This window comes from Streptomyces sp. M2CJ-2 (genome assembly GCF_016757295.1).
GTDB lineage: Bacteria > Actinomycetota > Actinomycetes > Streptomycetales > Streptomycetaceae > Streptomyces.
On the sequence record NZ_JAESIF010000058.1, the window covers coordinates 1 to 13,300 of the forward strand.

A 13,300-nucleotide genomic window follows, 5' to 3' on the forward strand; every position below is an offset into this window, starting at 1 on the left:
TCCTCCGGTGTCACACCCGAAAGAAGATCACACCCTATCCGACAAGGATCAGCCGGGGCACCTAACAAAGCCCTACTAGGCGCGTTGTCCGCAAACTCGATCATGTATCCCACGGTGGCACTGGATAGTGCGTCACGCGATGTACAGGAATGCGTCCACTTCTGTAGCGCGCTACCCCGCGCTATGGCTACTCTGCGGGCAGAGAAGACCCCCGCAGCCTGGCCGGGCTCGGGGGCGTGGACGGCACTTCGAAGGAGCACCGTCATGACGCAGACTATGCAGCCCACCACTGAGACCACCACCCCGCGCGCGTTCGGCTGGTGCCACTGGCACGAGGAGAACGTGGAGGGCGTCCGGCTCATCACCGTCATCGAGCAGGGCAGCGGCTCGGGCATCACCCACTTCGCCTGCCCGCCCTGCATGGCCGCCCACCGCCTGGTCCCGTTCGCCAACCGGCCGTGAACGCGCTGCCGTCCGCCGACGACCTCACCCACGCCCAACACCAGGGCTGGGCCTGCGTCTGGTGCGGCGCCTCCCTCTGCACCGCCCTGGGTGGCGTCAGCGCCGGCCGCGCCCAAGGCGCAGGCGGCTTCAGCATCGAGGTCTACGCCTGCCCCGACGCCGCTGGCTGCGCCCCCTCAGCACCTGCCCGCTCCGAACCTCGTGAGCACACCGGAGCGGGCGGGTTCCACCACCAAGGGGCCAGCCCCCGCTAGGGCGGCCCCACTACACGCAAAGGATGCCGCCATGACCGCTCCGTTCGCCCTCCTCGCCGAGGTTCCCGCACCGCCCGTCACCGACCGGACGCCGATGCACACGTTCGACCGGCTCCGCCAGCTCAACGTGACCCAGACCGGTGACGCGGTGGTCGACGTCGCCGACGTCCAGGCCCCCTCGCACACGCACAACTCCGAGGGCTGGAAGAAGGACGACGACTGGAGCACCCCGTACCTGCTGTTCGGGCCGTCCTACACCCACAACTCCGAGGGCCGTAAGAAGGACGACGACTGATGCCGCTCCCACCCACGGTGCTGGTCGTCACCGCACCGGACGACCTCGGCGCCGACCTCGTGATACGGCAGATCCAGGACCACGGGGTCGCCGTCCACCGCATCGACCCCGCTGACCTCGCGCGCCCGGGGGTCCTGCGGATGACCGGTGTCTCGGATGGGGAGCCGCTGCGGTTCACGATCGAGGACGACCACCGCTGCACGCTCTCGCAGTCGATCGTCTCCGTCTTCTGGTGGCACCCGGGACCGCCCGTCGGGTGGGAGCAGCAGGAGTCCAGGACCATCCTGGAGGAATACCTCTACGGCCTGGACGGAGTGCTGTGGGTCAACCACCCCCTCCGGGCCGTACAGGCCAGGCCGGGTCCGAGGCAACTGAAGCTCGCTTCCTCGCTCGGGCTGCGGACCCCGCCCGCCCTGTTCACCAACGACCCGAACCGGGCCGCCGAGTTCGCCCGCAAGCAGGGCGGCAAGGTCGTATGCAAGACACTCGTCGCGCACCCCAACCGGTTCATTCAGGCTCGGTTGGTGACCGCCGAGGAGATCCGGGCGTCCGCCGACCACGTGCGTCAGGCTCTCTGTTACCTCCAGCGGCCGGTGGACAAGACGCACGACATCCGGCTGACGGTGATCGGCGACCGGATGTTCCCGTGCAAGGTCACGGCGAACGGCGCATTCGACTGGCGGGTCGTTCCCGAGGGCGAGCTGGGGTTCGAGGCCGTAGCAGCCGGCCGACCGCTGACGCACAAGGTCCAGCAGCTCATGAACGCGCTGGGGCTGGAGTACGCGGCCCTGGACTTCGCCGTCGACCGGGGCGGCACCTGGTGGTTCCTGGAGGCGAATCCGGCCGGGCAGTTCGGATTCATCCAGGCCGCCACCGGAATGGTCATCTCGCGCGCCATCGCAGACCACCTCACCCAGGCCGCCATGGCGCCGCGCACATTCACCCCGGACGGCGGCCATCGCGCCTCCTCCAGACCCGGACCTGGGCGCCGTAAGACCGCCGGGGCGTAACCCTCCCCAAGCCGGCCCCGTCTGTCCGCTCCCCCCGTGGCGGATGGGCGGGGCCGCTTTTTGCCCTCACCTTGGATTCGAAGGCGATCACGCGAGCCGCCGAATCGGACCGCAAAGTCGCAGGTCAGAGGCAGGGGTCCTCGCCAGTGAGGACCCTTCCGAGCAAGATCGTTCGAGAGGCGTCACAGCGGTACATTGGGGTTCCCGGTCCCGGTGCCGCCGCTGACCAGGAAGGACAGTCGCGCGTCGAGCAGTGCGCGCAGGATCCGGTCGCCGCCCGGTGGCACCGTTCCCGCCGCGGTGAGTTCGTCCAGGGTGAAGGCGCGGGGCCGTACGACCCGCAGCGACAGGCAGGTGCAGCCGACGGCCACCGGGGGGAGCACCGCGTGGAGCCGTGTCCCGTCGGGCAGCCGCGCGTCCACCCACGGCCGGGCGTCGTCCAGGCGCCGGCCGGCCACGGCGGCGAGCCGCTGGGCGAGCCGCCGTACGGCGACCGCGTCCGGGAAGGAGACGCGGGTGAGCTCCAGTCCGCCGCCGCGGTCCACCCAGACCCGGTCCGGTGCCGACACGAGCACATCGGTCACCGACCGGTCGGCGAGGAGCGCATCCAGCGGGCCGCTGCCGATCAGCTCGGACCGCAGGTGTTCGGCGGCCCCCAGCACTTCGGCGTCGCCGAGGACTCGCCCCTGCTCCCGCGGCGCCTGCGCCACCCGCGCGGGCGTCGGCTCGGACCCGCTCTCCGCGAGCCACCGCCGTACCCCGTCGAGCAGGCCTAGAGGCGTCCCCGGCCCGCCCACCGGCGTGCCGGGCGTCTCTCCCCTCATCGGCGCCCCGACCGAGGTCACGCCCCGCAGGCCCGTCGACGGCACACCGTGTGTCCCGTCGAGCGCCGCGCTCTTCGGGCCGCCCACCGGCGCGTGACGCGGCCTCTCCGCCCTCCTGACGCTCCGGATGCTCATGCCGCCCTCGCCTCCACCAGCGCCCGCTCCCAGAACTCCTTGCAGAAGCGGGCCAGCGGGCCCCGGCCGGATGCCGCGGGTGGTTGTCCCGACCCGGACGGACGCTGCAGGGCGGGCTCGACGGGTACGTCGCCGGCGAGGGGCAGTCCGAGCAGCCGGGCGACCTCCCGGTCGTCGAGGCCGGGCATGTACGGGCCGCGCACCGCCACCCGCAGGTCGCGCAGGACCATGCCGACGGCGGAGGCGACCCGTCCGGCCGCCGCGACGGCACGCAGCTCGGCGGGGACGACCAGGAGCCCGAGGTCGAGTTGTGCGAGGGCCTCGGCCACCCCGCTGTCGACGCGGCGGGGCAGGTCGACCACGACCGTGCCGCCCCCGCGCCGGGCCGCGGCGAGCACCGCCCGTACGGCCTGGGGCGGTACGGCGACGCAGTCGCCCCGGTCCCAGCTGAGCACCCGCAGCGAGTGCAGTTCGGGCAGCGACTCCTCCAGGGCTCCACCGCCGACCCGCCCCCGTGAGGCGGCGAACGCGGGCCAGCGCAGCCCTTCCGCCGTTTCGCCCCCGAGGACCACGTCGAGTCCGCCGCCCAGCGGATCCGCGTCCACCAGGAGGGTGCGCAGTCCCTCCCGCGCCGAGGTGACGGCGAGCGCGCATGCCAGGGTGGAGGCTCCGGCCCCGCCCCGGCCGCCGAGGACGCCGACGGTCAGGGCCGGCCTGCCGACGCCCTCGGCCACGTCGGCGATACGGTCGACCAGCCACTGCTCGCCGTCGGGCAGCATCAGCACATGGTCGGCGCCGATCTCCACGGCCCTGCGCCAGACCCCGGAGTCGTCCTGGTCGCGGCCGACCAGCACCACTCCTCGCCGGCGCGCGGCACCGCGTACGCGCCGAGCGGCGTCGTCGCCGACGAGGACGAGCGGCGCGGCCTCCCAGCTGCCCCTCGGCTCCGGAACTCCGTGGTGGACCTCCGGGGTGGCGCCGGCCGCGGCGCACAGACGCAGCAGATCGTCGAGAAGTCCGGGGTCTTCGGTGACGATCAGCGGTCCGCCCTGTCCGCCTCCTCCGACGGCGGGCGGCGGATCGTGTGTGACGGTTCCTGCCATTTTCGTCCCCCTTCGCTGCATCTCACGGCGCCCCTGCGGCCCCGCGATTCCCAAACGTGTGAAGAACCGGCAAGCGGTCTCCATATGAACGGCCGCCAGAAACCGGCCATACGCGACTCGACAAAACAGAACCGGCGATGAACTCGCCGCGAGCGGGACGCGCTGGAATCACGGTGCAGCGATCCGGAAAACCGTGTGGATCTTGGTCAAAAACTGTGGACGGACCAACGGTTGTGAATATCGCCGTCACCCATACCGGCGAGCCCGGCACACCCCCGCACGGCCTCCGCAGAGCAGTTCGACGACTACGCAGAGTTGAAGGTCATGCTCATGCCAAATCTTGACCGGTCCTGGTCGACCGATCACGTCCCGGCCGTGGAGAGAAGAGGAAAACCCACCCGGACATGCGACGACCCCCGCCGGGGGGGAGAGCGGGGGTCGTCCCCACGGCCGACTCGGGGGGGGAGGAGTCGGACCGGGTTAGCACGGTCGCGAACGATCCGTGACTTCCATGGTGTACCCGAGAGGCCTCTCAGGCAAACCCACGCGCCACACCTTACGCCGAATGGGCTGCGCCTATGCTCAAGGCGTGGAAAACCACTCACTGCCCCGTGCGGCAGCCTTCTTCGATCTGGACAAGACGGTCATCGCGAAGTCGAGCACGCTCACGTTCAGCAAGTCGTTCTACCAAGGCGGCCTGATCAACCGCAGGGCAGCCTTGCGCACCGCATATGCCCAGTTCGTCTTCCTGGCCGGCGGCGCGGACCACGACCAGATGGAACGGATGCGCAAGTACCTGTCCGCGCTGTGCCGCGGCTGGAACGTCCAACAGGTCAAGGAGATCGTCGCGGAGACCCTGCACGACCTGATCGACCCGATCATCTACGACGAGGCCGCCACTCTCATCGAGCAGCACCACACCGCCGGCCGCGACGTGGTGATCGTGTCCACCTCGGGCGCCGAGGTGGTCGAGCCGATCGGAGAGCTGCTCGGCGCGGACCGGGTCGTGGCCACCCGCATGGTCGTGGGCGACGACGGGTGCTTCACCGGGGAGGTGGAGTACTACGCGTACGGCCCCACCAAGGCCGAGGCGATCAGGGAACTGGCCGAATCCGAGGGCTACGACCTCGCCCGCTGCTACGCCTACAGCGACTCGGCGACCGACCTGCCGATGCTGGAGTCCGTGGGCCATCCGCACGCCGTGAACCCGGATCGGACACTGCGCCGCGAAGCGGTCGCGCGCGAGTGGCCGGTCCTGGACTTCCACCGGCCCGTCCGGCTCAAGCAGCGCCTGCCCGCACTCTCCGTACCTCCTCGCCCGGCCCTCGTGGCGGCTGCCGCCATAGGCGCCGCCGCGGCCACCGCGGGTCTGGTCTGGTACGCGAGCCGACGCCGGGCGACGGTGGCCTGACCTGTCACCCCGTACGACGCGCCGACAGGCCGGCTCCCCTTCGCCGGACGAGTGCCCGATTGACGCCTATTTGAACATAAAAGTAAAGAAGCGGGTCCAGCACTTCCGCTTGCTTCGAACCTGGAGTACAAAGGATTCAACGGCCCGCGAGACCAAGGACATCCGAGAGGATCCCCTTTAGAACGCATTTGGCCCCACGGACCGAGCATGGCCACAGGGCACCCACGCGACGTCGACCCGTCGATTACGGGCCAGCCGCACCAGGGACGGGCAGATGTTCCCGACCTGATGGGCATATATCGAGGACGCTTGGTAACCAGGTGGGCGTGCCAGCGGCGGTACGAGTTCTCGTACCGCCGCATCTCTGCGCGACCGCGGCTACGCCGCCCCGCGCTGCAGCGCCTCGCACACCGCCGTGGATTCACGCGCCCCCAGTTCGACCGCGCGTCCGCAGTGGGCGATCCAGGAGGCCACACCCTCGGGGGTGCCCGAGACATAACCCTCCAGAGCGGCCAGATAAGCCTCCTGCCCCAGTTCGGCATGGCCGACCTCGGCCGGGCAGACCGACTTCGGGTCCAGCCCGCTGCCGACCAGCACGATGCGTTCGGCCGTACGCGCGAGAAGGCCGTTGTGGGAGGTGAAGGGGCGCAGTGCGAGCAGTTCACCGTGCACGACGGCGGCCGTCACCAGCGCCGGGGCGGAACTGCCCGCGATGATCAGTTCCGCCAGGCCCTCCAGCCGGCCGTGTGCCTCCGCCGCGGCGGGCAGCGGAAGCCCGACCAAGGGCTCGTCGACCGGCTCGCCCTCCTTCCGCGGCCGCCCGACCTGGTCGGCCTGGTCGGCCGCCGCGACCAGATGCAGCCGGGCGAGCACCCTCAGCGGCGACTGACGCCAGATGGACAGCAGTTGCCCCGCCTCGGCGGACAGCCGCAGGGCCGCACCCATCGTGCGCGCCTCGTCGCCGCTGCCGAAGTCGGTGCGCCGGCGCACCTCCTCCAGGGCCCAGTCCGCCCCGGACAGCGCCGCCGAGCCGCGGGCGCCGCGCAGGGCCGCCTCGGAGGTGATCTCGTTGCTGCGCCGCCGCATGACCCGGTGCTTGTAGACCCGGTCCACGGCCTTGCGGACGGATTCCACGGAGTCGGACACGCCGGGCAGCGAGCCCAGGGCCGCGAGGGGGTCCCCGCTGCTCGAACTCTTCCGAGAGCCCGGGGGTGGATCGGCGGTCGCGCCTGTCGTACTCATGAGTACGACATTACGCACCCGGGGCGCCCGCCCTGCGCAGGAGTGGCCTTCCTCACTCCGGACCGACCGCCAAAGCCGCGGCGGAGGCCGCAGCTCACCCCTTCGCCGCGGACGCCCCGGGCGCGCCCTTGGGAGCCGGGGCCGAGAGGTCGGACAGGAAGGACTTCCAGCCCTGCTTCGGGGCCTCGCCCACGGTCAGGGTGCGCAGTTTCGCCAGGGTCCTCGGGTTTTGGACGTCCAGCCAGTCCACGAGCTGCCGGAAGGAGACACAGCGCACGTCGGACTTGGTGCACACCTCCTTGACCACCTCCTCGACGGCCCGCATGTAGGTGCCTCCGTTCCAGGACTCGAAGTGGTTGCCGACGATCAGAGGTGCCCGGTTGCCGTGGTAGGCCCGCTCGAAGCCCGCGAGCAGGCCGTCCCGCATCTCGTCACCCCACTGTCCGTGCTTGGCGGGGTCGCCCTGGGTTTTGGTGCCGGACTGGTTGACCATGAAGTTGTAGTCCATGGCGAGCTGTTCGAAGGAGTGCCCGGGGAACGGGACGAGCTGCAGCGACAGGTCCCACAGCCCCTGCTTCCTCTCCGGCCACACCTGGTTGTTGACACCACTGGTGTCGTAGCGGAAGCCGAGCTCTCTCGCCGCCTTCGTGAAGTTCTCCTGACCCTCCAGACAGGGGGTGCGGGCGCCGATGAGCTCCTTGTCGTAATCGAAGGGGAGAGGGGCCCCGTTCTTCATGCCGGTGTGGGTCTTCCATGCCTTCACGAACGATTTGGCCTGGGCGATCTCGTCCTTCCACTCCGCCACCGACCACTCGCCGACCCCGCCGTCGGGGCCGCAGAAGTGACCGTTGAAGTGGGTGCCGATCTCGTTGCCCTCGAGCCACGCCAGGCGCAGCTGCTCCACGGTGGCGGCGATGCCCTCGGCGTCGTTGAAGCCGATGTCGGACCGGCCCGGTGAGTGTTGCGGCGGGCGGTACAGGTCGCGCTTCTCCTCCGGGAGCATGTACACGCCGCTCAGGAAGTACGTCATGGTCGCGTCGTTCTCCTTGGCGACCCTGCGGAAGTGGGAGAAGAGCTTCTGGCTGTCCTCACCCGCGCCGTCCCACGAGAAGACGACGAACTGCGGGGGCTGCTCGCCCGGCTCCAGCCGCTCGGGCTCGGGCAGGTGCGGCTGGGCCCCGGTGTACGCGGTGGAGCCGTCGCCGATCAGCCGGATCACGTTCTTCGGTGCCGGCGCCTCCTTCTTCGGATCCTGAGATCCCTTGCCGAAACCGTCGATGCCGGCCCCGCAGCCGGCGAGCGGGACGGCACAGGCCGCGGCGATCACGGTGCCCACGGCGATCCTTCGGGTGGCGGCCATGCCCGCCCACCTTCTTCCTTCTCTCGGGCCGGCCCTGTGGCGGCGATGTCGGGTGCCTGCCGGTCCGCGCCGACAACGCCGCCAAAGTCGCATGGGAGTGAGAAGGAATTAATACGACAAGCCGATAAAACATCTAATTCACCCGCAAGGAGTATTCATTAGACCGTTTGCCCGAAAAGCAAAGACTCGTCCTTTACTCTGAATTACGATTCGTTTACTGATGGTTGGGGTTCTTGCCGTCGAGGCTCCTCGCCGCCGTTGACCGATCCCGCCGTCCTGACACCGTGCCCCACGGCCGCGACCGCCCCGCCGCCGAGCGAGTCACCCCCACTTCCGCGACCGCGCAGCCCCGGAGGAGACGGGAAGCATGCCAACCTGTGTTCCCACCACCCACGCCAGCGACCCGAACCGGACCGGGCGTGCCCACCCACCCCACAGCCCTCCGCCGACCGGGCCCCGGCGGCTCCGTATCGCGGGCGCCGATCTGTCGGCCGCCGTCGCGGTCTTCCTGATCGCTCTGCCCCTGTCCCTCGGCATCGCTCTCGCCACCGGAGCTCCGCTTCAGGCCGGTCTGGTCGCCGCCGCCGTGGGCGGCCTCGTCGCCGGACGGCTCGGCGGCTCCCCGCTCCAGGTCAGCGGTCCGGCCGCCGGACTCACCGTCGTCACCGCCGACATCATCCAGCAGTACGGCTGGCGGACGACCTGCGCCATCACCGTCCTCGCCGGACTCTCCCAACTCGGCCTGGGCTGCCTGCGGGTGGCGCGCGGCGCACTCGCCGTCAGCCCCGCCATCGTGCACGGGATGCTCGCCGGTATCGGCGTCACCATCGCCGTCGCCCAGGTGCACATCGTCCTCGGCGGCACCCCGCAGAGCTCCGTCCCCGACAACCTCCGGGCGCTTCCCGCCCAGTTGGCGAACCTGGACCCCGCCGCCGTCGCGGTGAGCGTGCTCACCCTGGCCCTGCTCCTGCTGTGGCCCCGGATCCCCGGTGGAGCGGGGCGCGTTCTGCGCAGGGTCCCGGCCGCGCTCGTCGCCGTCACCGGGGCCACCGCGGTCGCGGCCGCGTCCGGTCTCGTCCTGGCCGAGGTCGACCTGCCGTCCTGGCGCAGCCACGCGCTGGCCGGACTGCCCGACGGGCCCGCACTCGGTCTCGTCGCCGCTGTGCTCACCACCACGCTGGTGTGCAGCGTGCAGTCGCTGCTGGGCGCGGTCGCCGTGGACAAACTGGTCTCCCGCCGCCCCGGTCCGGGCCACGGCCCACGCTCCGACCTGGACCGTGAACTGCTCGGTCAGGGCACCGCGAACATCGCCTCCGGCTGCCTCGGCGGACTGCCCGTGGCCGGGGTGGCCGTGCGCAGTTCCGCGAATGTGAACGCGGGTGCCGTGAGCCGGAACTCCACGATGCTGCACGGCGTTCTCGTAGTGATCGCCGCCTTGCTGATGGTTCCGATCCTGGAGTTCATCCCGCTCGCCTCGCTCGCCGCCCTGGTGATGGCCGTCGGCATCCAGATGGTGTCCCTGCACCACATTCGTACGGTGACCCGGCACCGTGAAGTCCTCGTCTACGCGGCGACCGCCCTCGGCGTGGTGTCCGTGGGGGTCCTGGCGGGGGTCGCCCTCGGCATCGCCGCGGCCGTCGGCGTGGCCCTGCACCGCCTCACCCGCACCCGGATCACGCATGAGGAGAAGAAAGGAGTCCATCACGTACATGTCCGAGGGCAGTTGACGTTCCTCGCCGTACCCCGGCTCAGCCGGTCCCTGCATCTCGTGCCCCAGGGGGCCACCGCCGTCGTGGCGCTGGGCGGGTCGTTCATGGACCACGCGGCGTACGAGACCTTGCAGGACTGGCAGAACACGCACACCGCCCGGGGTGGTGCGGTCGAGATCACCGGCCGCCGGCCCGGAGCCGGAGTCCGGATCGCCGAGCCCGCGGTCCTCGCCGCCGCACCCTCTTCGGACGGCACCGACGTGGCGGACCCGGCCACCGGCGCCGGGTGCCGTTGCCGGCCCTGGACCGCCTGGCGCAACCACCGGTGCGAGCCCCCACGATCCGTGCCCACCGGCGACTCCGTACCGAACGACGACCGCAGCGTCCACGATGTCCCCGAAGTGCCCGGGGCTCCCGGCGCCCCCTGCGCCCCGGTGCTCCACAGCGGCTCGGACACACGGACGATCCGCTCCGGCACAGGAGGCCCGCCCGGTGAGGGCGACGCGTCCCGTGCGGCCGGCACGTCCGGTGCGGGCGGGCCGGAGTCGTCCCGCGCCGAGGTCGGCCGGGAACTGGTGCGCGGTGAACCGGCGCGGCCGACACGCGAGGGACAGCGGCCGGCCCAGCTCTTCCTCACCTGTGCCGACTCACGACTGGTCACACCGACGGGCACCTCCAGCGATCCGGGAGACCTCTTCGTGGTCCGCAACGTCGGCAACCTCGTGCCGCCGCCCGGCGAGGAGAGCGGTGACGACTCGGTGGCGGCCGCCCTCGAGTACGCCGTGGAGGTGCTAGCGGTGCGGTCCATCACGGTCTGCGGGCACTCGGAGTGCGGTGCCGTGCAAGCCCTGCTCGACCCGGAGCCGGACGGTGCCCGGACTCCGCTGAGACGGTGGCTGCGGCACGGGCTGCCGAGCCTGGAGCGGGTCGGTGACGGGCGCGGGCCCTGGGCGCGCCTCGGCGGACGGGCGCCGGCCGACCCGGCCGAGCGGCTCTGCCTGGCCAACGTCGTCCAGCAGCTCGACCATCTGCGCGCCCACGAGTCGGTGGCCCGTGCTCTGAAGAACGGGAACCTGACGCTCCACGGCATGTACTTCCATGTGGGTGAGGCGCAGGCGTATCTCCTCACCGAGACGGCGGGAGAGGGCAGGTTCGACCGGGTGAGGGCGGCGGACCTGGCGCGGTGAGGGACCGTCGCGGGTATGAGTGGTGTGACAGGGGCTGAACCGCGTGCCCTCGGTGTCCGTGGGTACGGGTGACCCCGGGCCACGGAAGCGATCGGTTGACCTCAGAGAGCTGACCTCAAAAGGTCTAAACCACTTTGCCGTCGGCCCTTGTCAGCCCGCCCCCGGGTCTGATGAGCTGTGCCCCGGGACACAACGGACACTCCGGGAAAGGCAGATGCCGTGAGCAACGAAAGCCTGGCCAACCTGCTCAAGGAAGAACGCAGGTTCGCACCCCCCGCCGACCTGGCCGCCAACGCCAACGTCACCGCGGAGACGTACGAACAGGCCAAGGCTGACAGGCTCGGCTTCTGGGCCGAGCAGGCCCGCCGACTGACCTGGGCCAAGGAGCCCACCGAAACGCTCGACTGGTCGAACCCGCCGTTCGCCAAGTGGTTCAAGGACGGCGAGCTCAACGTCGCCTACAACTGCGTGGACCGGCACGTGGAGGCCGGGCACGGCGACCGGGTCGCCATCCACTTCGAGGGCGAGCCCGGCGACAGCCGCACGATCACCTACGCCCAGCTCAAGGACGAGGTCTCCCAGGCCGCCAACGCCCTGCTGGAACTGGGCGTCCAAAAGGGCGACCGGGTGGCGATCTACATGCCGATGATCCCCGAGACGGCGGTCGCCATGCTGGCCTGCGCCCGTATCGGCGCCGCGCACTCCGTCGTCTTCGGCGGTTTCTCGGCGGACGCGCTCGCGACCCGTATCCAGGACGCCGACGCCAAGGTCGTCATCACCGCCGACGGCGGCTACCGGCGCGGCAAGCCGTCCGCGCTCAAGCCCGCCGTGGACGAGGCGGCCGACCGCGTCGACACCGTGCGGCACGTCCTCGTCGTCCGCCGCACCGGCCAGGACGTCGCCTGGACCGAGGGCCGCGACCTGTGGTGGCACGAGACGGTGGGCCGCCAGAGCACCGAGCACACCCCGGAGGCGTTCGAGGCCGAGCAGCCGCTGTTCATCCTCTACACCTCCGGCACCACGGGTAAGCCGAAGGGCATCCTGCACACCTCCGGCGGCTACCTCACCCAGACCGCTTACACACACTGGGCGGTCTTCGACCTCAAGCCGGAGACGGACGTGTTCTGGTGCACGGCCGACGTCGGCTGGGTCACCGGACACTCGTACATCGTCTACGGGCCGCTCGCCAACGGCGCGACCCAGGTCATGTACGAGGGCACGCCCGACACCCCGCACCAGGGTCGCTTCTGGGAGATCGTGCAGAAGTACGGCGTGACGATCCTCTACACGGCGCCCACCGCGATCCGGACGTTCATGAAGTGGGGCGACGACATCCCCGCGAAGTTCGACCTGTCCTCGCTGCGGGTCCTCGGTTCCGTCGGTGAGCCGATCAACCCCGAGGCGTGGATCTGGTACCGCAAGAACATCGGCGCGGACCGCACCCCCGTGGTGGACACCTGGTGGCAGACCGAGACCGGCAGCATCATGATCTCGCCGCTGCCCGGCGTGACCGGCGCCAAGCCGGGATCCGCCCAGACCCCGTTGCCCGGCATCGCCGCGACCGTCGTCGACGACGAGGCGCGCGAGGTGCCCGACGGCGGTGGTGGCTACCTGGTCCTCACCGAGCCGTGGCCGTCGATGCTGCGCACCGTCTGGGGCGACGACCAGCGGTACATCGACACGTACTGGTCGCGGTTCGAGGGCAAATATTTCGCCGGCGACGGCGCCAAGAAGGACGACGACGGCGACATCTGGCTGCTCGGCCGGGTCGACGACGTGATGCTGGTCTCCGGGCACAACATCTCCACCACCGAGGTGGAGTCGGCGCTCGTCTCCCACCCGTCGGTCGCCGAGGCGGCCGTGGTCGGCGCGGCGGACGAGACGACCGGGCAGGCCATCGTCGCCTTCGTGATCCTGCGCGGTACGGCGGCGGAGACCGAGCAACTGGTCGCCGAGCTGCGCGACCACGTGGGCGCCACACTCGGCCCGATCACCAAGCCCAAGCGGATCCTGCCGGTCAACGAGCTGCCGAAGACCCGCTCCGGCAAGATCATGCGCCGGCTGCTGCGGGACGTCGCGGAGAACCGCCAGCTCGGTGACGTGACCACGCTGACCGACTCCACCGTGATGGACCTGATCCAGGCGAAGCTGCCCCAGTCGCCCGGCGAGGACTGAGCACGGGACGGCCGGCCGCTGAACACGGGGGACGGCCGGCCGCAGGAACACGGGGGTGCCCGGCGCCACGCACGCGCCGGGCACCCTCCCCGTGACATCCGTCACGAAAGCCCTCGGTGCGCCCCGGAAGCAC

9 protein-coding genes and 1 pseudogene are annotated in these 13,300 nt (G+C 70.8%); 6 read left to right on the forward strand and 4 right to left on the reverse strand.

Annotated features, from left to right (window positions below):
- The first annotated feature begins 264 nt into the window (after positions 1-264).
- The 3 genes from JL475_RS30000 (at position 265) to JL475_RS30010 (ending at position 2,021) form a co-directional block, all read left to right on the forward strand.
- Positions 265-462 (forward strand): hypothetical protein, encoded by a 198-nt coding sequence (locus tag JL475_RS30000; protein WP_202281116.1) that lies wholly within the window; start codon positions 265-267, stop codon positions 460-462.
- A 285-nt stretch (positions 463-747) separates the two neighbouring features.
- On the forward strand, positions 748-1,011 hold the full coding sequence (locus tag JL475_RS30005) for a hypothetical protein (RefSeq protein WP_202281117.1): 264 nt from the start codon (positions 748-750) through the stop codon (positions 1,009-1,011).
- Positions 1,011-2,021, forward strand: a complete 1,011-nt coding sequence (locus tag JL475_RS30010) for a hypothetical protein (RefSeq protein WP_202281118.1) — start codon at positions 1,011-1,013, stop codon at positions 2,019-2,021. The genes JL475_RS30005 and JL475_RS30010 overlap by 1 nt, the downstream gene beginning before the upstream one ends.
- Positions 2,022-2,224: 203 nt before the next feature.
- Here JL475_RS30010 and JL475_RS30015 read toward each other — a convergent pair.
- Positions 2,225-2,845: pseudogene (locus JL475_RS30015) on the reverse strand (ATPase, T2SS/T4P/T4SS family); the annotation flags it as partial.
- A 131-nt stretch (positions 2,846-2,976) separates the two neighbouring features.
- Positions 2,977-4,083, reverse strand: a complete 1,107-nt coding sequence (gene ssd, locus JL475_RS30020) for a septum site-determining protein Ssd (RefSeq protein ID WP_202281119.1) — start codon at positions 4,081-4,083, stop codon at positions 2,977-2,979.
- Between the two features lie 565 nt (positions 4,084-4,648).
- Between ssd and JL475_RS30025 the strand changes: the two genes are divergently transcribed.
- Positions 4,649-5,494, forward strand: a complete 846-nt coding sequence (locus tag JL475_RS30025) for an HAD family phosphatase (RefSeq protein ID WP_202281120.1) — start codon at positions 4,649-4,651, stop codon at positions 5,492-5,494.
- Between the two features lie 378 nt (positions 5,495-5,872).
- Here the strand turns inward: JL475_RS30025 and JL475_RS30030 are convergent, their stop codons facing one another.
- Positions 5,873-6,736 (reverse strand): oxidoreductase, encoded by an 864-nt coding sequence (locus JL475_RS30030; RefSeq protein WP_237408689.1) that lies wholly within the window; start codon positions 6,734-6,736, stop codon positions 5,873-5,875.
- A gap of 94 nt (positions 6,737-6,830) precedes the next feature.
- Entirely contained in the window at positions 6,831-8,096 is a 1,266-nt protein-coding gene (locus JL475_RS30035; RefSeq protein WP_202281121.1) for a hypothetical protein, read from the reverse strand.
- Between the two features lie 367 nt (positions 8,097-8,463).
- Between JL475_RS30035 and JL475_RS30040 the strand changes: the two genes are divergently transcribed.
- Together JL475_RS30040 and acs are read left to right on the forward strand one after the other, a co-directional pair.
- The gene (locus JL475_RS30040; protein ID WP_202281122.1) at positions 8,464-10,992 is read left to right on the forward strand and encodes a bifunctional SulP family inorganic anion transporter/carbonic anhydrase; all 2,529 of its coding nucleotides are present in this window, start codon (positions 8,464-8,466) and stop codon (positions 10,990-10,992) included.
- Positions 10,993-11,211: 219 nt separating this feature from the next.
- Positions 11,212-13,167: an acetate--CoA ligase gene (gene acs / locus JL475_RS30045; RefSeq protein ID WP_202281123.1), complete on the forward strand. Its 1,956-nt coding sequence runs from the start codon at positions 11,212-11,214 to the stop codon at positions 13,165-13,167.
- Positions 13,168-13,300: the final 133 nt, after the last annotated feature.

Bases quoted from the DNA above. Each gene is read 5' to 3' on its own strand.
- JL475_RS30000 (WP_202281116.1), top strand. From the start codon at position 265: ATGACGCAGACTATGCAGCCCACCACTGAGACCACCACCCCGCGCGCG.
- JL475_RS30005 (WP_202281117.1), top strand. From the start codon at position 748: ATGACCGCTCCGTTCGCCCTCCTCGCCGAGGTTCCCGCACCGCCCGTC.
- JL475_RS30010 (WP_202281118.1), top strand. From the start codon at position 1,011: ATGCCGCTCCCACCCACGGTGCTGGTCGTCACCGCACCGGACGACCTC.
- ssd (WP_202281119.1), bottom strand. From the start codon at position 4,083: ATGGCAGGAACCGTCACACACGATCCGCCGCCCGCCGTCGGAGGAGGC.
- JL475_RS30025 (WP_202281120.1), top strand. From the start codon at position 4,649: ATGGGCTGCGCCTATGCTCAAGGCGTGGAAAACCACTCACTGCCCCGT.
- JL475_RS30030 (WP_237408689.1), bottom strand. From the start codon at position 6,736: ATGAGTACGACAGGCGCGACCGCCGATCCACCCCCGGGCTCTCGGAAG.
- JL475_RS30035 (WP_202281121.1), bottom strand. From the start codon at position 8,096: ATGGCCGCCACCCGAAGGATCGCCGTGGGCACCGTGATCGCCGCGGCC.
- JL475_RS30040 (WP_202281122.1), top strand. From the start codon at position 8,464: ATGCCAACCTGTGTTCCCACCACCCACGCCAGCGACCCGAACCGGACC.